Origin of the sequence: Shimwellia blattae DSM 4481 = NBRC 105725 (genome assembly GCF_000262305.1) — a bacterium.
Lineage (GTDB): Bacteria > Pseudomonadota > Gammaproteobacteria > Enterobacterales > Enterobacteriaceae > Shimwellia > Shimwellia blattae.
Map to the genome: position 1 here is coordinate 4,121,310 of NC_017910.1, position 20,936 is coordinate 4,142,245.

A 20,936-nucleotide genomic window follows, 5' to 3' on the forward strand; every position below is an offset into this window, starting at 1 on the left:
ACTGGAGGGTGATATGGCAATGACTTACCACCTGGACGTTGTCAGCGCAGAGCAGGAGATGTTCTCCGGCCTGGTTGAGAAAATTCAGGTAACGGGTAGCGAAGGTGAACTGGGGATTTACCCGGGTCACGCCCCGCTGCTCACCGCCATTAAGCCTGGTATGATCCGCATCGTTAAGCAGTTCGGCCACGAAGAGTTTATTTACCTCTCCGGCGGCGTCCTGGAAGTTCAGCCAGGTAACGTCACGGTACTGGCTGATACCGCTATCCGCGGCCAGGATCTCGACGAAGCGCGAGCCTTGGAATCGAAGCGTAAAGCTGAAGAGCATATCCGCAGCTCCCACGGGGATGTGGACTACGCTCAGGCTTCTGCGGAACTGGCGAAAGCTATCGCCAAACTGCGCGTTATCGAGCTGACCAAAAAAGCGATGTAATACCGGCCTGTCAATCAGGAAAGCCAGTCGGGAAACCGGCTGGCTTTTTTTATGGGCTGGCCTATCGCCGCGGTGAATTATATTTTGTGATGTGCATCACAAAACTGTTGATGAAAAATGTGGGATAGCGTAAAGTTCGCTGTATGTGATTATCGTCACGTTTTTATGCAACTTACTAAGGCTATCTCACCATGAACCTGGTTAACAAAATCATCTCTATTCTCAGCACGCTGCGCTTCTGATGGCGGTTCCGGCCGGCAGCGATGGCTGCAGGCGGAAATTTCAGCGTTAAAAAAGGTCGCCCCTGGCGGCCTTTTTGCTTTTCAGCCCCCACCTGTTTTGCCTGTCTTTGCGGGTAATGCCTTCCTGAGCGGATTTCAGGGCTTTCCTTATCGCTTTTTACTCCGATATGGCAGATTCTGTGGCTTTATTTCAGTGCTAAAATAAGCTGAAAATCCGCCAGATAGCGGGATTTCTGACGGGTAAACCAGCGGTTATCCCGGTGATATCCGGCCATGAAACCGGCAATGTATTCATAAAGCGGGCCCGGCGCATGAATTGCGCGCAACCCATTTTGAGTTGCAAAATATGTAGAATTTTCAACAGGAAACCGCTTTACTTTCTCATCAACTCAGATTCAGGACGCGTATGTCAGACAAGACGATCAGCGTGGTTATCCTTGCCGCAGGCAAAGGAACCCGCATGTATTCCGACCTTCCCAAAGTGCTGCACACCCTGGCCGGTAAGCCGATGGTTCAGCATGTGATTGATACCGCTACCCAAATGGGCGCCAGGCAGATCAATCTGGTGTACGGCCACGGCGGGGAACTGCTCAGACAGACACTGACCAGCGACAACCTTAACTGGGTTCTGCAGGCCGAACAGCTGGGCACCGGCCACGCCATGCAGCAGGCCGCCCCTGGCTTTGCTGATGACGAAGACATTCTGATGCTCTATGGCGATGTGCCGCTGATCTCGGTGGCTACACTCCAGCGCCTGTGCAACGCCAAACCGGCAGGCGGCATTGGCTTACTGACTGTAAGCCTTGATGATCCCACCGGCTACGGGCGTATTGCCCGGGAAGATGGCCGCGTGGTGGGCATTGTCGAACATAAAGACGCCAGCGATGCGCAGCGCCTGATCAAAGAGATTAATACCGGCATCCTGGTGGCAAATGGCGGCGATCTGAAACGCTGGCTGGCGCGGCTGGACAACAATAACGCCCAGGGCGAGTTTTATATTACCGACATCATCGCCATGGCGGCCGGTGAAGGCCGCGAGATTGTCGCCGTGCAGCCAGACCGGCTCAGCGAAGTGGAAGGGGTAAATAACCGTCTGCAGCTGGCGCGTCTTGAGCGTGTATACCAGAATGAACAGGCGGAGCGTTTACTGCTGGCGGGCGTGATGCTGCGGGATCCGGCGCGCTTTGATCTGCGCGGGGAGCTTACCCACGGTCGTGACGTTGAAATTGATACTAATGTGATTATTGAAGGCCGCGTACAGCTGGGTAACCGGGTAAAAATCGCCGCAGGCTGCGTGATTAAAAACAGCATTATTGATGACGACTGCGTTATCAGCCCCTGCACGGTTATTGAAGATGCCCACCTTCAGGCCCGCTGTACGGTCGGGCCATTTGCCCGCCTGCGCCCCGGGGCGGAGCTGGCTGAAGATGCCCACGTGGGTAACTTCGTGGAAATGAAAAAGGCCCGTCTGGGCAAAGGTTCAAAAGCCGGTCACCTCAGTTATCTGGGGGATGCGGACATTGGCGCTAACGTGAATATCGGTGCCGGGACCATTACCTGCAACTACGACGGAGCCAATAAATTTAAAACCGTGATTGGCGATGATGTGTTTGTCGGCTCTGACACGCAGCTGGTGGCGCCGGTTACGGTAGGCAAAGGGGCGACCATTGCCGCGGGCACCACGGTCACCCGCAACGTGGGCGATGATGAACTGGTCTTAAGCCGGGTGCCGATGGTCCGTAAAGCGGGCTGGCAGCGGCCGGTGAAGAAGAAGTAATTTTTAATGCCCCGTAAGGGGCACTCCTGGTGAGGGCATATCAGTGCCCCGCCGGTGCCAGAGAGCACCATAACAATAACCCCACTCTCTACAAGGCTCGGGGCGCCCGGAAACGGGCATATACAGGTCAGCGACAACGTAGGCGAAAGCCATTACCGGAATAAATTACTATGTGTGGAATTGTTGGCGCAGTGGCGCAGCGTGATGTCGCCGAGATCCTTCTCGAAGGTTTACGTCGTCTGGAATACCGGGGGTATGACTCCGCCGGTCTGGCGGTGACAGACAGCGCCGGTCATATGGCGCGTGTGCGCCGGGTGGGGAAAGTGCAGGTCCTGGCCCGGGCGGTGGAAGAGCACCCGCTGCACGGCGGAACCGGGATAGCCCATACCCGCTGGGCGACCCACGGGGAGCCTTCTGAAGCAAATGCGCATCCGCATGTGTCGGATCATATTGCGGTGGTCCATAACGGGATCATTGAAAACTACGAATCTCTGCGTGAAACCCTTCAGGCGCGCGGGTATGTGTTCACCTCCGCAACGGATACGGAAGTTATCGCCCATCTGGTGCACTGGGAAATGGAGCAGGGCGGCTCGCTGCGCGATGCGGTGAAGCGCGCTATCCCTCAGCTGCGCGGGGCTTACGGCACGGTCATTATGGACGCCCGCAACCCGGATGTTCTGCTGGCGGCCCGCTCCGGCAGCCCGCTGGTTATCGGCCTGGGCATGGGGGAGAACTTTATCGCCTCCGATCAGCTGGCACTGCTGCCGGTAACGCGCCGTTTTATCTATCTTGAAGAGGGCGATATTGCGGAAGTGACCCGCCGTACGGTCACCATTTTTAACCGCGATGGCGACGAAATTACCCGCCAGGAGATAGAGTCCAGCCTGCAGTACGATGCCGGTGATAAAGGCATCTACCGCCACTACATGCAAAAAGAGATTTACGAGCAGCCGAACGCGGTGAAAAGCACCCTGTCCGGGCGCATCAGCCACGGTGCGGTTGATCTGTCCGAACTGGGCCCTCAGGCAGACAGTCTGCTGGCCCGGGTGGAGAATATCCAGATTGTCGCCTGTGGAACGTCGTACAACGCGGGGATGGTGGCACGCTACTGGTTTGAAGCGCTCTCCGGTATTCCCTGCGATGTGGAAATCGCCTCGGAGTTCCGCTACCGCAAACCGGCACTGCGCCCCAATAGCCTGATGATTACCCTCTCCCAGTCCGGGGAGACGGCAGACACCCTGGCGGCGCTGCGTCTGTCAAAAGAGCTCGGCTACCTGGGCTCGCTGGCTATCTGTAACGTACCGGGATCGTCTCTGGTGCGTGAATCGGATCTGGCGCTGATGACCAAAGCCGGTGCTGAGATAGGCGTTGCGTCTACCAAAGCCTTTACCACCCAGCTGACGGTGCTGCTGTTGCTGGTGGCGAAGATGAGCCGGCTGAAAAGCCAGGACTTCGCCGTTGAGCAGCAGATAGTCCATGCCCTGCAGGCGCTGCCCAGCCGTATCGAGCAGATGATCTCCCAGGACCGGCGGATTGAAGAGCTGGCAGAGGACTTTTCTGACAAGCACCACGCCCTGTTCCTTGGCCGCGGCGATCAGTATCCCATCGCGGTTGAAGGGGCGCTGAAGCTCAAAGAGATCTCCTATATTCACGCGGAGGCCTATGCCGCAGGCGAACTGAAGCACGGCCCGCTGGCGCTGATTGATGCCGATATGCCGGTTATTGTGGTCGCGCCGAATAATGATCTGCTGGAAAAGCTGAAGTCGAATATCGAAGAGGTGCGCGCTCGTGGCGGTCACCTGTATGTGTTTGCCGATGAAGACGCCGGTTTCAGCGACAGCAACACCATGCATGTCATTTCCATGCCGCATGTGGAAGAGCTTATCGCGCCCATTTGCTATACGGTGCCGCTCCAGCTGCTTTCCTACCACGCCGCGCTGATTAAAGGGACCGATGTGGATCAGCCCCGTAACCTGGCAAAATCGGTCACCGTAGAATAACGACCGGTTAGTAATAATCAGCCCGGCTCCGTGCATTGCGCCCGGGGCCGGGTTTTTTATTGGGGGCCCGGATATGCGGCCAGGCCTTTTCTCACATTATCATATTATTCTGGTGTATATGATTAGCCATGAATGGATATGAGCCGTCTGGCTTAACTTCAGTAAAATATTTTACTGACTCCGCAAGTGTTTTTATGCTGGTGCGTTATTTCGCGGATTCCGGTTATTTAAGAAGATAATGAAGCGGCGGGAATGTTAATTATATTCCCCGGTATAAGATACCGGGGAATATGGGATCAGAGTTCTTTTTCGTATAAACGATAATGTTTATAAGGGATTGCGCCAATTTTTTCCAGAATGGTGCGCATACCGGTATTGGTTTCCAGAATCCAGGACATCTCCAGGGCATCAATGTTGTGTCTGGCAAAGGGGTCACGCAGCGCTTCAATCAGCAGCAGCGCGATAACCGGCCCCATCCGGCTGAACTGATACTCCTGGCGCACGCCCATCAGGGGCACCCGGGCGGTGCGGATACCGCTTACTTTCAGGCGCCACAGCAGTTTTGCCCAGCCGAACGGTAATAAGCGGCCATGCAGATCGGCAATGGCTTCATTAATGTTGGGCAGACCCACGATAAATGCCATCGGTTTGGCGTCTATCTCGGCGATGTAGATCATATCGTCGGGAACCAGATATTTCAGCTGGTCACCCATAGTGGCAAATTCATGCTCAGTAAACGGAACAAATCCCCAGTTGTGTTGCCAGCCTGAGTTAAAAATTTCGCGCATTATCTGCATTTCCTGCGCAAAGTCTTTGCGGCGAATACTGCGGATGGTCACCTTCTGGCGCACTTTTTCCATCAGCTTACTGAGTGACGGCGAGAAGTGCAGATCGGTGCGTTTCATCCAGTAGGCCAGCAGATCAATGCCTTTGCGATATCCCTGCTGCTCAACCTGCTGCGGATACCAGGGCTTACCGTGGGTCATCAGCGCACAGGGCGGGGTATCAAACCCGTCGATCAGCAGGCCGCTTTCCTGGTTGATATTCAGGCCAAAGGGGCCGGTTATCCGCCGTGCGCCTTTTGATTTCAGCCACGCTTCTGCGGCGGCAAACAGGGCGCTGAAGACTTCCTCGTCGTCGATGGCGTCTATCATGCCGAAGTGGCCGGTATCTTCACCGTACAGCTCGCGGTGCAGACTGTCGATTTGCGCCGTGATACGCCCCACCACCTGGTTGTCTTTTCTGGCAATCCACGCCTGCCATTCGATATGGTCAGTGCCGGGGTTTTTTGTGGAAAGGTGCTCTTCGCGCTCCATTATCAGCGGATCTATCCAGTTAGGATCGTCATGAAAGAGCGCAGACGGGAAGGTAATAAAATCCTTAAGCTCTTGCTTATCCTGGACTTTTTCAATACTAATCATAAACAACCTTAACACTAATAAATTTTATTGATAAAAACGCGCAACAACCCGGCCCGTATTTCCGGGAGAAGTGGCTGAGTGCCGTTTAACCGTTATCAATCCATCCAGGGATTAAGAAGAGATGATAATTTCCTGACTTCAGGTTTTTTTAAGGTTAGTCACAGACAGGTGCTGTTATATTCAAATGCTTAACCAGAGTGACTTCCGGAAGCAGTAACGTAGCGTGAGTTTACCTGCTCAGATATATATTAATTTGATTTATTGAGCGTTTTTCGGCTAAGACCACACAACCTGTTAAATACGTTACTCGAAAGTTCCGTAACCATTGAGCTATTTTTTACCACTTAATGCTATCGATCGCACCTGGGCAAAAGTAAATATACACTTTTGGAAATCTTACGTCATACTGGTCACGTTATATCCATCTGAGAAGATCGTTACCGGCCCGGCTGATATATCTGCACCGGCTATTACAACGGACATCAAAAAAGATCCTGAATTACGATTACCTCATGAATACAATTGCTGATTCCAACGCGGGTTTTCAGCCGTTTGTGCTGACACCCTCTGGATTTATAGTGTAAGATATGATAAAACAAAAATTTATTCGGCAATAAATAGTTAAATAAATTTTTACAAAAAAACCCATCTCTCACCCCCGTAATTATCTGTATTATTCGGTGATTTTGAATCTATGGCTGCTTCGTATATGTCTGAAACAAGTTCAACCCACTCTCTTCCCATGCGCTATGCTGATTTTCCGACCCTGGTGGAGGCGTTAGACTATGCCGCACAGGGAAGTACAGGGATGAATTTCTACGATCGGCGTAACCAGCTTGTAGCCGTACTGGAATATAGCGACTTAAAACGCCGGGCGATGGCGAATGCACGCCGCCTGTTATCGCTTAACCTTAACCGGGGCGATCGCGTTGCGCTTATTGCTGAAACCAGCGTTGGCTTCGTGGAAGCCTTTTTTGCCTGCCAGTACGCAGGGCTCGTCGCTGTACCGCTTGCCATTCCGATGGGTGTTGGCCAGCGTGACTCCTACACGACGAAACTGCAGGGGCTGATTGCCAGCTGCAAACCGGCGGCCATCATCAGCAGCGAAGAGTGGCTGCCGCTTATCAATTCGGTGAGCGCAGATGCGCCGGATACCCACATCCTCAGCGGTGAAGATCTGCACGCGCTGCCGGAAAAGGATATCGAGCTGACGCCGCCCTCCCCGGATGATATTGCCTACCTGCAGTACACCTCCGGCAGTACCCGTTTCCCGCGTGGGGTAATTATCACCCACCGCTCCGTGATGGCGAACCTGCACGTTATCAGCCATGACGGTATTAAATTGCGCGCCGGCGATCGCTGCGTGTCCTGGCTGCCGTTCTACCACGATATGGGGCTGGTGGGCTTTCTGCTGACACCGGTTGCGACCCAGTTGTCCGTGGACTACCTGCGCACCCAGGATTTCGCCATGCGCCCGATGCAGTGGCTGAAACTTATCAGCAAAAACCGTGGCACCGTCTCTGTTGCGCCGCCATTTGGCTATGAGCTGAGCCTGCGCCGCAGCAATGAAAAAGATATGGCGGAACTGGATCTCTCCTGCTGGCGCGTGGCCGGTGTGGGGGCGGAGCCAATTTCCGCAGAGCAGCTGGATCAGTTCGGCAAGCATTTCAGTAAAGTGGGCTTTGACAGCAAAGGCTTTATGCCGTGCTATGGCCTGGCGGAAAACGCCCTGGCCGTGAGCTTCTCTGATGAAAATGGCGGCTCTCAGGTCAACGAAGTGGACCGCGATATCCTTGAATATCAGGGCAAAGCCGTTGCGCCAACAAAAGACACCCGGGCAGTATCCACCTTTGTGAACTGCGGTAAAGCGCTGCCGGGCCACCGGATTGAGATCCGCAGTGAAACCGGTATTCCGCTGCCGGAGCGTGAAGTTGGCCATATTTATATCTCCGGCCCGAGCCTGATGAGCGGCTACTTCCGTGACGCGGCCTCCCAGAAAGAGGTGCAGTCCACCGGCTGGATGGATACCGGCGATCTGGGTTACCTGTTAGACGGCTACCTGTATGTTACCGGGCGTAAAAAAGATCTGATTATCATCCGCGGGCGCAATATCTGGCCTCAGGATATTGAATATGTGGCTGAACTTGAGCCTGAGATCCACTCCGGTGATGCGATTGCGTTTATTACGCCTCAGGATCAGGAAGAGAGCGGGCGCATTATTCTGCAGGTTCAGTGCCGCGTCAGCTCTGAAGAGCGCCGCGCGCAGATTGTGCACTCCCTGACGGCCCGCATCCAGAGCGAGTTCGGGGTTGCGGTTGATATTGAATTACTGCCGCCGCACAGCATTCCGCGCACCTCTTCCGGTAAGCCGGCCCGCGCTGAAGCGAAAAAACGCTATCTGACCGCCATGACCGAAACCCTGACGCCGCAGATACAGATGGCGGGTTACGCTCAATGACAGAAACGGTCGCAATCACAGGTGTGACCGGTTTTATCGGCAAACATATTGCCGACAATTTGCGCGCCCGCGGCTTCGCCATACGGGCGCTGACCCGCAGCCCGCGCCAGACCCGGGATGAGAATTTCACCTGGGTGCGCGGGGCGCTGGAAGACAAAGACGCCCTGGCGGAACTTGTCAGCGGCGCCGATCATGTGGTGCACTGTGCCGGTCAGGTGCGGGGCCACAATGAAGCCGTGTTTACCCGGTGCAATGTCGACGGCAGCCTGCGGCTGATGCAGGCCGCAAAAGAGAGCGGCACCTGTCAGCGTTTTCTGTTTATGTCCTCCCTGGCAGCCCGCCACCCTGAATTATCCTGGTATGCAAAATCAAAGCGCATTGCCGAGCAGCGGCTGGCCGACATGTCCGGCCCTGTCTCCCTGGGTATTTTCCGCCCTACGGCGGTTTATGGCCCTGGCGACAAAGAGATGAAACCGCTGTTTGACTGGATGCTGCGCGGCGTGCTGCCGCGCCTTGGTGCGCCGGATGCTAAACTGTCGTTTATTCATGTGAATGATCTTGCTCAGGCAGTTGGTCAGTGGCTGGTGGCCAGCCAGCTGCCCACGGCACCGAGTGAGCTGTGCGATGGGGTATCCGGCGGGTATAATTGGGCGCGGGTGCAGGCGATTGGTGCTGAAGTGCGCCGTGGCCCGGTCCGGTTGGTCGGGATCCCCTTATCGGTGCTAAAAGTGCTGGCGGATCTCAGTGTGCTGTCCTGCCGCCTGGCGGGCAAAGAGCCGATGCTGACTCGCAGTAAAATTCATGAATTAACACACCGGGACTGGTCGGCAAGCAATCAGCGCTTGTCGGAGAATATTGACTGGATCCCTGAGATTAGTTTGGAGCGCGCACTGCGTGAAGGGCTATTTTAATAATCTGATATAGGTGCGGCAAAGTTTCTATGCTAAATCGTGAAATGGTGATGGATTATATCCTTGAGTGTCTACAGGGTATGGTTGCAAACGGACAGGAGATTAAGCCTGACAGCGATCTCGTTGATGAGCTTGGTCTGGAGTCTATCAAAGTGATGGACCTGCTGATGATGCTGGAAGACCAGTATGATATCTCTATCCCAATCAATATCTTGCTTGATGTCAGAACACCTGCGCAATTGCTGGACGCTTTAGTCCCACATCTGGAGAAAACCTATGGGCCTTTATGATAAATTTGCCCGCCTTGCCAGGGAACGGGAGCAGTTCCAGACATCCGGCATTAACCCATTCGGTACGCGTATTGATGAGATCTACTCCGCCACCGAAGGGCGTATCGGCGATCAGCACGTTATTCTGGCAGGCACCAATAACTACCTGGGGCTGACCTTTAACCCGCAGGCCATTGCCGACGGCCAGGCCGCACTGGCAGCCCAGGGCACCGGGACCACCGGCTCACGCATGGCGAACGGCAGCTACGGCCCGCACCTGGCCTTAGAGCAGGAAATTGCCGCCTTCTTCGATCGCCCCACCGCTATTGTCTTCTCAACCGGTTATACCGCGAACCTCGGGGTTATCAGCGCCCTGGCCGACTCCAGCGCCGTGGTGCTGCTGGATGCGGACAGCCACGCCAGCATCTACGATGCCTGTGCCCTGGGCGGGGCTGAGATTATTCGCTTCCGTCATAATGATGCTCAGGATCTGGAGCGCCGCATGGTGCGCCTGGGCGAACGGGCCCGCGACGCGATTATCATTGTTGAAGGTATCTACAGCATGCTGGGCGATGTGGCCCCGCTGGCTGAAATTGTCGACATCAAACGCCGCCTGGGCGGGTATCTGATTGTTGATGAAGCCCACTCCTTCGGTGTGCTGGGTGAACACGGCCGCGGCCTGGCTGAGGCGGTTGGTGTGGAAAAAGACGTGGATATTATCGTCGGCACCTTCAGTAAGAGCCTGGCAGCCATCGGTGGTTTTGCGGTGGGTGGCAAAGATATGGAAGTGCTGCGTTATGGCAGCCGCCCTTATATTTTTACCGCGTCGCCTTCGCCTTCCAGCATTGCGTCCGTGCGCTCTTCATTAAGAACCATCGGCCAGCACCCGGAACTGCGTGAAAAGCTGTGGCATAACGCCAACCGCCTTTACCAGGGGCTGTCTGAGCTGGGGTATCAGCTGGGCGCCCATATCAGCCCGGTTGTGCCGGTGATTATCGGCTCCAAAGAGGAAGGGCTGCGTTTCTGGCGTGATCTGATAGCCCACGGGGTTTACGTCAACCTGGTCCTGCCGCCTGCGGCACCGGCCGGTATGACCCTGCTGCGCTGCAGTGTGAATGCGGCACACAGCGATGAGCAAATCGATAAGATTATCCAGGTATTCGCGCAACTGAAGAATTTCTGATAATCACCCGATAAAAAAAACAGCCCGGCGTTAAAACCGGGCTGTTTTTTTATCTGCGCCGTGCGGGCTAGTGCTGCTTGTCGAAGCGGTAAACCAGCGCCAGGGCTATGGCCAGAATAATGGCGGGCGGCAGCAGGGTGGTGAGCGGAACGTTAAGGCTGAGCAGCAGCCCGAGGTTCACGACTATCTGGTAGCTGATGTAGGTCAGCAGGCCGACAATCACCCCCACCGCCAGGCGGCTTCCCATGCCGGGGGCGCGCGGGGCGCTGAAGGTAAACGGAATGGCCAGCAGAATCATCGCCAGGGTCAGCAGCGGGCGCCCCAGTTTCTGCCACAGGGCTATCCTGAACTCATTGTTGGGCTGCCCGGTATTCTCCAGATAGTGGATATAGCGGTTAAGCTGGCGGATGGAGAAGCTGTCACCGGGCATGGTGAGCTCTTCAAGGCTCATATTGGTGAAGATGGACCGCCAGGTCATGGTCGCCATGGTGCTGACCGTCTCTTTGCGATTGGCCCATTTTTTCTGGTTAACCCCGCGCAGCAGCCAGCTGCCGTCGCCCTGAATGGTGGCGCTCTTTGCGAAGATATAGGTATCCAGCGACAGGTCCGGGTTATAGGTGAAGATTTCGACCCCCACCGGCTGATGCTGCGCATCCAGGGTTTTTACCGTCACGAACTGGTTATCGCGCCGGGCCCACAGCATATTGCTGGTACTGGTGTTATCCGGATCTTTCGCCATGGCGGTATTTTTAAGCTGCAGCGCCCGCTGTTGCAGGCCAGAAGCGCCCCATTCGTCCAGGGCCCCGAGTGCTGCGGTTAATAGCACCCCGGCGCACAGCATCACCATGGCTATCCGGAAGATGGAATACCCCACGGTGCGGATAGCCGTCAGTTCGAGGTTTTTGGACATGATCCCCAGGCCGACAATCCCGCCCAGCAGCGCAATAAACGGTCCCAGATCGATAAGCGTGCGCGGCAGGGTCATCAGTACCACCAGCACAGCCTGGGTCCAGTGATAGCCTGCCGGGCTGACATCGTCGAGCTCGTTGATCAGGTTAAAGGTGGTAAACAGCGGAATCAGCAGGCCCGCCGCGGCAGCAAAGCCGATAAAAATGTTACGTAGTAAATAGCGGCCGAATATGTTCATCGGGAAAACTTCCGCAGTAAAGAAAAGTCGCGAGCCATCAGAAGCAGCACCGCAATCAGCATTAATATCGGCACCAGCCATACCCCGGGGGTGGCGGGCAGCGCGCCATTGGCGACCAGCGTCCGGCAGACGTTGCCCCCGTAGAAAATCAGGGTAAAGACAATCGTCAGGGGCAGCAGCGTGGCAAAACGCCCCTGGCGGGGTTTGGTGCGGCTAAGGGGAATCGCCAGCAGAGCCATCAGCATGGCGGTAAGCCCGCGGCTTTCCCGCCACTGAAGCTCTGCCGTATCGGCCGGATCGGGCGAACGGGCCAGCACTGCTGCCTTCTCCGCTTTGCGTTTTACGTTCAGCCCCTGTAGCAGGGGTTTGAGGTGTAGATTCAGATCTTTATAAATCTGCTCGTTGTCATTGCTCCCCTGGTGGTCAAGGGTATAGGCGGTCCCGGCCTGGAGCTGTACGGAGGGGTGGGTCGGCGACGGGTTCACCACATGTACGGTTCTGGCCCGGTAGAGGCTGGTTCTGGTGTCTGACGAGGTATAAATAAGTGCGTCAGTCAGGACACTGGAGTCCGTATTGATTTGGTTTGACAGCACCATACGGCCATCGTCATTGGTGTTGAATTTACGCGGCATCAGATGGTTAACATCCAGCTCAGACTGGGACTGCTGCTCCAGCTTGTAGATCTGACCATAGGCCCAGGGGCGGCCATACATGGAGAGCAGGGCCACCAGAATCGCCAGCGGGATAGCCAGCATCAGCACCGCCCGGTAGATGCGCGCGGGGCTTGAGCCTGCGGCGTAAATGGCGGTGATTTCCGAGTCGTTATACATTTGCCCCAGCGCAACCCCCACCGAGACATACAGCCCTACCGGCAGCAGCATTTCCAGCGCGATAAGCACCTTGTAGAACACCACGTCGACCACCACCTCCAGGGCGAGGGTGCCATTGGCGGCTTCTGTCAGGTAGCGCTGGGCGCAGTAGCTGGCGAAAATAAAGATCAGAAACCCCACGAGGGTCAGGACAAGCCTGTGGGTCTGGCTCACGATGTAGCGTTCAATTAAAAACATAAAATATATCTATCCCACATTACCTGGAGGGGGGGTAGCCAGCATGCACAGGGTATCAGTTTTGTTCTTTTAACAGCATGTCATGAACCATGGCTATCACGTTATACACTTCATCCGTGGTCAGTGCGCCGTCTTTTGCCCACTGAATTTTTCCGTTTTTATCAAGCACCAGAATAGTGGAGCTTTCCTCTTTTAACTGCCAGGCCTGGCGACCAAGGCCGTTACTGTCGACAATAAACTGCGCCCACGGGTATTTTCTTTTATTTTTCTCAAGTTTCCCGCGCACAAAAAAACCGGAGCCGGGGATCTCATCGTCAGTATTAACAATGGTGGTTGGCTGAAAACGGTCCCGGGGAAAATTTGCGGCTTTAATGGCTTTAATCAGCAGGGAGTTTTTCTTTTTCGCCGATGTGCGCCCGGCAATATATTGCACCACGCGAATTTTCCCCTCCAGCTGTGCGCTTTTCCACGGGCGGTAGGAGAAATCATCACCGTTCATCAGCATTTCGCCCCGGTCCGTGACATTTATCGGCGTTACGCGCTGACCAACCATAAGATTATGGGCGGATGCCAGCAGGGGAAATAATAACAGCGATACGGGCAGCAGTTTACGTAACATCATGGTGTTTCCTTCTGGTCTGGTAACCCGGTAACCAGACCCTTTCTGAGCATAGAGACGTTTACTACAATAATGCCTGCACCCGCCGGTAATAACATAATCTGTGGATTATCAGGACTGATAATCTATACATAGCGGGCATTCCCGGCGCGCAGGTAATGGTTTCAGGGCGTTACATTTTTGTACAGTGTGTGTCGGTAAATGCGGGTGTCGTTACTACTCCGGCGTGGGTTGATATCAGGTTGCCACAGGGCTGCGGGCAGTATGAAGGCAGAAAACCCGCACCGACACAGATTATCGCAGCGGCCGCGCCGGTGAGCAGCTAAAAATGCGGTTTATCTGCGCGAAAACCGTGCGGCGCCTGGCACCGCACGGGGCAGTGCGCCGGTTACAGCGGATACCGCGCAAGGAGCAGCTCAAGGCGCTGGCGCAGATCCGCATCCAGCGGGGCCGGGTCACTGTAGGCTTTTACGCCTGCCAGATCATCGGCCACCATATCGTCGTGTTTATCGCCCATAATGCCGTTAATGGCGGCCAGAAAGCGGGAAACCTGCTGCGCTTCATGGTTGGCCGGATCAATGGATCGCAAGGTGTCGTAATAGGAAACCTGCTGGCTGATGATTTTACGCACGTCGTGAAATTCGCGGCCGGTCAGCTGCGGTTTGGCGATCAGCGTCTGCAGGTCACGCATCTGCTGCTGGCGATAGGCGATAAAGTCCTTCACGCTCTCCATGCGGATATGGCGCAGGGAGTAGCGCACCAGCATCCACACCGGAATACTCAGGTAAACACGCAGCAATTTGCCGTAAAAATTAATGTGCTCCTGGTTTTTGTTTTTAAACGCATCCTGAAAGCGGCCCAGAAAAACGGTGGTTTTGGCAAACCACAGGGGGGCTTTGTGCTTGCGGCTGTACAGGCGCAGCGCAAAGCGCAAATGCTTATAGCGGGAGCGAATGTACTTGTACTGCATGCGCTCCTGCTTAGACAGGCCACCGTTTCTGAGCTGTTTCAGCACCAGGCGCAGCAGCTCTGCCCGGGTAAAGCCATCTTCCCAGTATTGCAGGCACAGGCCATAGTTAGCGCGAATGTTCTCTTCCGTGCACTGTAAGTTTATGGTGTCGGGCAGGCTGACGTGTTCATCGGCAATGTCATCCTCATCAATGGCGGTAAACAGCCGTTGTTCCGTTTCTGCTGAAAACTTATTCCATCTGTTCATTATGGATTACTCTCTCCGGATGCCCGGAATCTTAATAAATGCCGTCTGTGGTAGGCGTGTAATGTCGGCAGCAGTGAGGTCAGAACATCCAGACACTGCCCGCCGAAATAGGCAAACGCCGCGCCCACGACACCAAAGAAATGCGATAACACAATCAGCAGCACAATATAGGATGCCGACGCAATGGTCTGCATAATCAGGAAGATGCGCTGCTTACCGGCCATAAACAGTAGCGACTCCTGGGGGAAGCCCATCATCGATACCACAATCGCGCCGAGCATGATTTTTATCAGATCATAGGCTTCGAGGTATTTATGACCAAACACCAGGGAGATAAGCGGCTTACCGGCCACCATCACCACCAGCGCCACGAGGATACCAATCCCGCCTGCCAGCGCGGCGGATTTCAGCCCCAGTAACCATGGTTTTTTGGTGCGCGGATCCATACGCATAATTTCCGGGTAGAAACTCTTCTCCAGCAGTTTTGCCGGTGTGCCGGTGGCGTCAAAGAAGGTCATGGCTATCTTAAACAGACCTGCCGCCGCCGGGCCGAGCACAATACCCACTAACACGGTACTGCAGGAGTTACGCGCCGCCCAGATGGAGTGGGCAAAGTTAGTGGTCCAGACGAAGTTCCACGCGTCTTCCAGCTTTCTTGCCGCCTTAAACAGGCTGGGGCGCAGGGCATTGTGAATATTGCGCCGGCGCAGTTCGTTAGCGGCGAACCACCAGTACATGGTGCCGCCAATCAGGTTAGAGGCATACCAGGCAATCACAAACCCGGCGAAGCCGAAGTCCCAGTACCAGGCGATAACGCTGCCCAGTGCGCGCAGGAACGGTTTTGTGGCCTGCTGAATGGCTATCAGGTCGAAACGGTCAACGGCGCGCAGGATCCCGGTAGGGGTAGAGGCGGCCATAGAGGGGATCAGGGTACAGTAGAGCATGGCGAGCCAGAAGCTGTTGTCGTCCAGCCCCAGGGAGTGGGACAAAAACGGCAACAGGGCCATACCGCCGATAACCGCCACGGCACCGCTGACAATATCCAGCCCGAAAGACAGGGAGATAACATCCCGGAATTTCTGGATATTATTGCTCGACAAGGCGGGCGTGCCGTATTGCACCACCAGTTGCCATGTCTGAAATTTAATAAAGTCGCTGATCGCTTTCGCGTAGGACTGAACCACCACCAGAACCCCGAACATAGCCGGAGTCATGCCTTTACCGGCGCAGGATAATGCGACCAGTCCAAGCAGGGCACTCACCACATTGCTGGAGCCTAAATAAGCAGTATTACGAATAATGGTGCGGAATGCGCCATCGGAGAACCAATGCTTCATGGTAAAAAACCAGCCATACCAGCCAACTTAAGCCAGATAAGGTTATCAATCGCTCAGCAGGGGTAAGCCCACCCAGCATATACAGCAGACACGGTAATGTTTTGGTCTGTGTCCCGGACGCGTCCCGTCCGTGGACTAATGCCTGCCTGAATGCGTTCCTTTACAACACCAGATAAGCATCAGGGCATCAACGCTGGTGGGCGTCAGGCGGCATCAGAATAAACCAAAATAACCCTAACCAAAAGGGCAAACCGGGCCATAACCACTCACGCGCCAGGGCCCGGTTGTGATTTAGTCCGCTCTTTTTTTACGCTGCGAATCCACCGCCACGGCAGACACGGCCGCAATGGCCTGATCCAGCTCTTCAGCATAAGGAAGGCGGGAGTCCAGCTCAAAAATACGGGTGCCGTTATAATTGAGCTTCACCATGATGGCGATTTTATCGCGCAGCTCTTCATAGTCGTGATCCGGCTTGCGGGAGAAGGCGGTATCAATATCAATGTCCAGGCGGATCAGTAACTGGGGGCGGTATTTCGCCATTTCCAGATACAGCAGGCGTTCACGCGCCGCCAGCCATTTGGTGATTGGGTTGGTCGCCCGCTCAATACCAATGCCCGGGCCGTCGTAGTGGAAGCCGGAAATCTCCGCCTGAGGATAGCGATCGCTGATGACCAGCACACCGCTTTCCGCCAGCCGTTTTACCTTACGCAGGTTCGACATCCGGCGTAATGAAAAGCCGTACATAATCAGTGCGGCCCAGAGGGCGGGCGCTTTGGTGGTCATGCTCTGGGTTTTGGAGGACTTTTTAGCCAGCCGCCGCTCCAGCCAGACCCCGATAATCGGCAGCTTCTTGATTTTGTCGCCGTCTTCGCCGGACACCAGCCCCAGGTAGCGGCGCTCGGTCACCCAGCGCTGATTCAGGGTTCTGACCAGATCGGCCGTCAGGGTGGACTTGCCTGTACCGTCACAGCCCACAACCGCGACCAGACCGGGGATAAAGTCAGCCGCCGGGGCGTTTTGCGTGTTTATGTTCTCTGTTTGCATTCACTTCAGTCTTTATAAGCCGGTAGATACCGGGGCAGTGGCTAGGAGATGGCCTGCTCAATCGCGTGCAGCGATTCCTGCAGAATTTTATCCGCAGGCTCCCGGCCGTCCAGATCAAGGATACGGGCTCCGTTAAATGTCAGTGTCGGGATCACGGCAACTTTTTCCTGCAGCGCCGACAGTTTATGGTCTGGCTTGCGGGCGTGGGCGGTCTGGGCGTCAATATCCAGCCGGATCAGCAGCAGTGGCGGGTAGGATGCCATCCACTGGTAGAGTGTTTGCTCGCGGCGGCGCAGGGCCTGTACCCACCAGCTTCCGCCCCGGGTTTTTGCCAGTTGCGGGCCATCAAAACGGAACCCGGCCACTTCCGCCTGCGGGTAGCGGTCGGTCACCAGCAGGCGACCTTGCCGGCTGCGGGCCAGCATTTTGCGAAACTTATACGCCCGCCAGCAGGAGAGTAAATAGATAACCAGTGCGGTGACCGCCCCCGGCGGCGTGGATGGCCGCTCGTTAACGTTATCCGCTTTTTTCAGCAGGTAGCGGCCAAACGGCGCCCCGATAAGCGGAAGCGAGCTTATCCACTCACCTATGCGGCCAGAGGACTGACCCAGGTAGATCATTTCGGCCTGAATCTCGGGTGCCAGGTGATTGACCAGGCTGGTGGCCAGGGTGGATTTGCCGGAACCGTCGCAACCTGTAATGGCTATCACCCGCACGGGGGGATGATTAGCGATAGAACTAATCTGTTGACTCACGAAAAAACCCAATCTCAAAAATTTATTGTATATTAATTGATCCCGAATTCAGGATATTTGCGTCAAGTGCCGTGATAATGGCAGTTTGTGACTTTTTGCTGTTTGAATAGCGGTGCCTTGAGGATATCCGAAGAAGAGAGTATTTTCTTAAAATATTTTAAGAAGTGAGTATTTTTATGCATTCTAAACTTCCACCGCTCATAGCAGTTATTGGCAGTGATGGCTCTGGAAAATCAACCGTCTGCGAACATCTTATTACCTGTGTAGAAAAGTACGGCCCGGCAGTTCAGGTTCACCTTGGCAAACAAGCCGGTAATGTTGGCCGTGCGGTGACCAAACTTCCGCTGATGGGCAAATCAGTAGGCAAGGTGATTGAGCACAACAAAGTGAAGACCGCTAAAGCCCTGCCAGGCCCGGGCCCGGCGCTGGTGATTATGCTCTTTGTCGTGCGTCGTTTACTGCGTTTTCGCCATATGCTCTCCTGCCGCCGCCGGGGGCTTATCATCCTGACGGACCGCTACCCGCAGGTGCAGATCCCCGGGGCCTATGACGGCACCGTGTTCCCGGCCAATATCCCCGGGAGCCCGTTTGTCTCCTGGCTTGCGGAGCAGGAGCGCCGGGCGTTTCGCTGGATGGCGAGCGTGAAGCCGGATCTGGTGATTAAACTGAACGTGGATCTTGATGTGGCTATTGCCCGTAAGCCGGACCACAAGCCCGAATCACTGGCGAGAAAAATCGCGATTACCCCGCAACTCACCTTTGGAGGGGCGAATATCGTTGATATTGATGCCAATAAACCGCTCAATGAAGTTCTGGCGGATGCGGAAAAAGCCGTTAACGAGTATATGCAGTCCCACGGCTACCATTATACTCAGGCGGCTAAATCAGCGACCAGCCATTAATTCTCTGGCTATCCCTGAAGAGCGTTACTGAATTGCCCTGAATTATTTCAGCGACATTCAGGGCGCTTTCCGGGGATATGGCGGATAATCATTGCGGGTATTTTTATTCATATTTACTTACATCTTCCGCCGGGTGGTTGATTATGCCCGCTGTGCTGTAATTTCCCGGCAGGGCAAATTACTTCAAAATAATATAGTTAAATTATTCAGTTAATATATTTAAAAACAGTGCTTGCTTCCGCCAGTTAAACGTGAGTAAATAGCGCCATCGGTTTGAAGTTCAGACCTTATGAAAGCAGTTTTAGTAAAGCAGTCCTCTGTTCAGGCGTTATCCTCAGATACCTCTTCTTCATGAGTCTCCTCCTAAGTGCCCATAAGTTTACTTCTGAAAAACAGACCATTTTCGCCCTGTGTGGCTCAAAAATTTAAGTAAGGTATTTGACATGTCTGACAAAATGACTGGTTTAGTAAAATGGTTCAACGCTGATAAAGGCTTTGGTTTTATCTCTCCGGCTGACGGCAGCAAAGATGTATTCGTACACTTCTCTGCTATCCAGAGCGATAACTTCCGTACCCTGGAAGAAGGCCAGAAAGTTGAATTCACCATTGAAAATGGTGCTAAAGGCCCGGCTGCAGCCAACGTTGTTGCGCTGTAATTACGCCTGAATTGATACTCCCGCTTACAGTAACGATGACGGTAAAAACCTGAGTGGTTAAGCCGGAGTAAAAAATAAAAACCCGCTATTAAAGCGGGTTTTTTTATTTCTGTAATCTGCCCCGGGGCAAATCAGAAATCGTATTGCAGCGTCAGGCGGTTTTGCCAGAAGCTGGAGTCATACAGCGGCGAGGTCTGTACCCCGGCAAAATCGCTGATGCTCAGCCCTTTCAGGGCACCGTCGAAGGCCCAGATGGCGTATACCAGATACTCAGACTGGTTGATGCTTGCAGAGGCAACAGACGGCTTGAGATCCATAAAGGAGTAGCGGGTCCCCACGGTCAGGTTCTGGGTGGCAACAAAGTTAAACTCGGTGGCCCAGGCATTACCGCTGCCCAGATCCTGCGTACTGGTGAAGTAAGGCTGTGCGAAGTACGGGCCGGACGAGCTGTTGTGGGCGTAAGGCACCACTAGCGCACCGTTGTTCCAGCTATTGGCGCTACCGGCAATATGGTTATAACCCAGCTTCCAGCCCAGGGACGGGGTCACGGCGAGGGCCAGCTGGGCACCGTAAGAGGTGCTGTTCACTTCCCCGGCCAGCGCTTTGCCATCGCTGGTGCCGCGAATAAACTGCACGGCGACATCCGGCTGCATCCAGGTCTGCTGCCAGTTCAGGTGGCTTTCGCCATACACCAGTTTTGAGTAATCGTCGTACTCTTCATACCAGATCTGGCCGGTGAGCTTTTTGTCGTCCAGCTGGACAGCCCGGCCCGCACCGGCGCCCCACATGCCGTTGATCGGGGTGTCGATATCCGTGTAGGCGGTGGTTTTCAGGAAGTTGTCATCACCCCAGGGCTTGTAGCGCCACACTTTGGTCGCGCGCAGGAAGTTGTCTTTGTCCCCGTAGTTCACATCTACCGCCCGGTAGAGGATCGGGGTAATACGCCAGTCGTAATCGCCCATAAATGGCAGATCCAGGCGCTGATCACCGGCGGTGATTTTCAGCGCGTCCCACTGCCAGCTCAGGTACGCTTCACCAATATTGTTCTGGTTCTGGCCGATATCGCTGATGGTGTGGCTGTTATCCCCGTGGTTGATCCCGCGCAGGAAAATCCCGCTCACCCCGAGGCGAAACCCCGCCAGCGGCGCGGTTTCATATTTCAGGCTGCCGCCGTAGCTGATGGTGTCCTGGTTAAACCCTTTAGCGAAGTACGCATTGTGGGTGGAGTAATAGAGTGACCGGATGCTGCCGCTGACGGTACCGCAGGTGAAGAAATCACCCAGGTTGTCTACTCCGTTGGCGCCATAGTGGCAGGATGCGTCGATATTACTCCGGGTATCAGCCTGTGCGGGGGAGATAAGGGGCAGCAGTAATGCGCTGGCCCATGCACAGCTGATTATCTTGTTTTTCATTGTGTTTGCCTTGCTGGATTGTCGTGCCACGTCGGTATTCGGTGCTTTTCTTTGCCACAGCGGCAGAGACGTAAACGTTTGCGTCCC

At 54.8% G+C, this 20,936-nt stretch carries 18 protein-coding genes; 9 read left to right on the forward strand and 9 right to left on the reverse strand.

The features are described 5' to 3' along the window. Positions 1–13: 13 nt before the first annotated feature. From EBL_RS19285 to glmS, 3 genes are all read left to right on the forward strand, one after another. Positions 14–433 carry a F0F1 ATP synthase subunit epsilon gene (locus EBL_RS19285; protein ID WP_002443672.1) on the forward strand — a complete coding sequence of 140 codons (420 nt, stop codon included), beginning with the start codon at positions 14–16 and terminating at the stop codon, positions 431–433. A gap of 648 nt (positions 434–1,081) precedes the next feature. Then, the gene (gene glmU, locus EBL_RS19290; RefSeq protein WP_002443673.1) at positions 1,082–2,452 is read left to right on the forward strand and encodes a bifunctional UDP-N-acetylglucosamine diphosphorylase/glucosamine-1-phosphate N-acetyltransferase GlmU; all 1,371 of its coding nucleotides are present in this window, start codon (positions 1,082–1,084) and stop codon (positions 2,450–2,452) included. Positions 2,453–2,622: 170 nt separating this feature from the next. Continuing rightward, positions 2,623–4,452 (forward strand): glutamine--fructose-6-phosphate transaminase (isomerizing), encoded by a 1,830-nt coding sequence (glmS, locus tag EBL_RS19295; RefSeq protein WP_002443675.1) that lies wholly within the window; start codon positions 2,623–2,625, stop codon positions 4,450–4,452. A gap of 296 nt (positions 4,453–4,748) precedes the next feature. Here the strand turns inward: glmS and EBL_RS19300 are convergent, their stop codons facing one another. After that, positions 4,749–5,873 carry an N-acetyltransferase gene (locus EBL_RS19300; RefSeq protein WP_002443677.1) on the reverse strand — a complete coding sequence of 375 codons (1,125 nt, stop codon included), beginning with the start codon at positions 5,871–5,873 and terminating at the stop codon, positions 4,749–4,751. Positions 5,874–6,582: 709 nt separating this feature from the next. On the opposite strand from EBL_RS19300, the gene EBL_RS19305 reads away from it, so the two are divergent. The 4 genes from EBL_RS19305 to spt are packed head-to-tail and all read left to right on the forward strand — an operon-like array spanning position 6,583 to position 10,694. After that, positions 6,583–8,331 carry a fatty acyl-AMP ligase gene (locus tag EBL_RS19305; protein WP_217995387.1) on the forward strand — a complete coding sequence of 583 codons (1,749 nt, stop codon included), beginning with the start codon at positions 6,583–6,585 and terminating at the stop codon, positions 8,329–8,331. Further along, positions 8,328–9,242, forward strand: a complete 915-nt coding sequence (locus tag EBL_RS19310) for an NAD-dependent epimerase/dehydratase family protein (RefSeq protein ID WP_002443681.1) — start codon at positions 8,328–8,330, stop codon at positions 9,240–9,242. Before EBL_RS19305 ends, EBL_RS19310 begins: the two co-directional genes overlap by 4 nt. A 29-nt stretch (positions 9,243–9,271) precedes the next feature. Further along, positions 9,272–9,532: an acyl carrier protein gene (locus tag EBL_RS19315; RefSeq protein WP_002443683.1), complete on the forward strand. Its 261-nt coding sequence runs from the start codon at positions 9,272–9,274 to the stop codon at positions 9,530–9,532. After that, positions 9,519–10,694: a serine palmitoyltransferase gene (gene spt / locus EBL_RS19320; protein WP_002443685.1), complete on the forward strand. Its 1,176-nt coding sequence runs from the start codon at positions 9,519–9,521 to the stop codon at positions 10,692–10,694. The genes EBL_RS19315 and spt overlap by 14 nt, the downstream gene beginning before the upstream one ends. 67 nt (positions 10,695–10,761) lie before the next feature. On the opposite strand, the gene lptG is transcribed toward spt, so the two are convergent. The 7 genes from lptG to EBL_RS19355 all read right to left on the reverse strand — a co-directional run bounded on the left by lptG (position 10,762) and on the right by EBL_RS19355 (position 17,879). Next, the gene (gene lptG / locus EBL_RS19325) at positions 10,762–11,841 is read right to left on the reverse strand and encodes an LPS export ABC transporter permease LptG (RefSeq protein ID WP_002443687.1); all 1,080 of its coding nucleotides are present in this window, start codon (positions 11,839–11,841) and stop codon (positions 10,762–10,764) included. Beyond that, entirely contained in the window at positions 11,838–12,908 is a 1,071-nt protein-coding gene (gene lptF / locus EBL_RS19330) for an LPS export ABC transporter permease LptF (protein WP_002443689.1), read from the reverse strand. Before lptF ends, lptG begins: the two co-directional genes overlap by 4 nt. Positions 12,909–12,963: 55 nt before the next feature. Beyond that, entirely contained in the window at positions 12,964–13,530 is a 567-nt protein-coding gene (locus EBL_RS19335; protein ID WP_002443691.1) for a YtfJ family protein, read from the reverse strand. Positions 13,531–13,915: 385 nt separating this feature from the next. Continuing rightward, positions 13,916–14,746, reverse strand: a complete 831-nt coding sequence (locus EBL_RS19340; RefSeq protein WP_373278482.1) for a hypothetical protein — start codon at positions 14,744–14,746, stop codon at positions 13,916–13,918. Beyond that, positions 14,743–16,080, reverse strand: coding sequence for a lipopolysaccharide biosynthesis protein (locus tag EBL_RS19345; RefSeq protein WP_002443694.1), 1,338 nt, complete (start codon positions 16,078–16,080; stop codon positions 14,743–14,745). The genes EBL_RS19340 and EBL_RS19345 overlap by 4 nt, the downstream gene beginning before the upstream one ends. A 291-nt stretch (positions 16,081–16,371) precedes the next feature. Continuing rightward, positions 16,372–17,124: a nucleoside/nucleotide kinase family protein gene (locus EBL_RS19350; protein WP_002443696.1), complete on the reverse strand. Its 753-nt coding sequence runs from the start codon at positions 17,122–17,124 to the stop codon at positions 16,372–16,374. A gap of 41 nt (positions 17,125–17,165) precedes the next feature. Then, positions 17,166–17,879: a dTMP kinase gene (locus tag EBL_RS19355; protein WP_002443698.1), complete on the reverse strand. Its 714-nt coding sequence runs from the start codon at positions 17,877–17,879 to the stop codon at positions 17,166–17,168. Positions 17,880–18,055: 176 nt separating this feature from the next. On the opposite strand from EBL_RS19355, the gene EBL_RS19360 reads away from it, so the two are divergent. Beyond that, the gene (locus tag EBL_RS19360) at positions 18,056–18,781 is read left to right on the forward strand and encodes a dTMP kinase (RefSeq protein WP_002443700.1); all 726 of its coding nucleotides are present in this window, start codon (positions 18,056–18,058) and stop codon (positions 18,779–18,781) included. A 443-nt stretch (positions 18,782–19,224) separates the two neighbouring features. Then, the gene (cspE, locus tag EBL_RS19365) at positions 19,225–19,437 is read left to right on the forward strand and encodes a transcription antiterminator/RNA stability regulator CspE (RefSeq protein ID WP_002443702.1); all 213 of its coding nucleotides are present in this window, start codon (positions 19,225–19,227) and stop codon (positions 19,435–19,437) included. A gap of 131 nt (positions 19,438–19,568) precedes the next feature. Here the strand turns inward: cspE and EBL_RS19370 are convergent, their stop codons facing one another. Then, a complete protein-coding gene (locus EBL_RS19370) occupies positions 19,569–20,849 on the reverse strand; it encodes a hypothetical protein (RefSeq protein WP_002443704.1) in 1,281 nt (426 codons plus the stop codon). Positions 20,850–20,936 lie beyond the last annotated feature (87 nt).

Coding starts and splice junctions, on each gene's coding strand:
- EBL_RS19285 (WP_002443672.1), top strand. CDS start 14: ATGGCAATGACTTACCACCTGGACGTTGTCAGCGCAGAGCAGGAGATG.
- EBL_RS19345 (WP_002443694.1), bottom strand. CDS start 16,080: ATGAAGCATTGGTTCTCCGATGGCGCATTCCGCACCATTATTCGTAAT.
- EBL_RS19360 (WP_002443700.1), top strand. CDS start 18,056: ATGCATTCTAAACTTCCACCGCTCATAGCAGTTATTGGCAGTGATGGC.
- glmS (WP_002443675.1), top strand. CDS start 2,623: ATGTGTGGAATTGTTGGCGCAGTGGCGCAGCGTGATGTCGCCGAGATC.
- lptF (WP_002443689.1), bottom strand. CDS start 12,908: ATGTTTTTAATTGAACGCTACATCGTGAGCCAGACCCACAGGCTTGTC.
- spt (WP_002443685.1), top strand. CDS start 9,519: ATGGGCCTTTATGATAAATTTGCCCGCCTTGCCAGGGAACGGGAGCAG.
- cspE (WP_002443702.1), top strand. CDS start 19,225: ATGTCTGACAAAATGACTGGTTTAGTAAAATGGTTCAACGCTGATAAA.
- EBL_RS19310 (WP_002443681.1), top strand. CDS start 8,328: ATGACAGAAACGGTCGCAATCACAGGTGTGACCGGTTTTATCGGCAAA.
- EBL_RS19300 (WP_002443677.1), bottom strand. CDS start 5,873: ATGATTAGTATTGAAAAAGTCCAGGATAAGCAAGAGCTTAAGGATTTT.
- EBL_RS19305 (WP_217995387.1), top strand. CDS start 6,583: ATGTCTGAAACAAGTTCAACCCACTCTCTTCCCATGCGCTATGCTGAT.
- EBL_RS19315 (WP_002443683.1), top strand. CDS start 9,272: ATGCTAAATCGTGAAATGGTGATGGATTATATCCTTGAGTGTCTACAG.
- lptG (WP_002443687.1), bottom strand. CDS start 11,841: ATGAACATATTCGGCCGCTATTTACTACGTAACATTTTTATCGGCTTT.
- EBL_RS19350 (WP_002443696.1), bottom strand. CDS start 17,124: ATGCAAACAGAGAACATAAACACGCAAAACGCCCCGGCGGCTGACTTT.
- glmU (WP_002443673.1), top strand. CDS start 1,082: ATGTCAGACAAGACGATCAGCGTGGTTATCCTTGCCGCAGGCAAAGGA.
- EBL_RS19335 (WP_002443691.1), bottom strand. CDS start 13,530: ATGATGTTACGTAAACTGCTGCCCGTATCGCTGTTATTATTTCCCCTG.
- EBL_RS19370 (WP_002443704.1), bottom strand. CDS start 20,849: ATGAAAAACAAGATAATCAGCTGTGCATGGGCCAGCGCATTACTGCTG.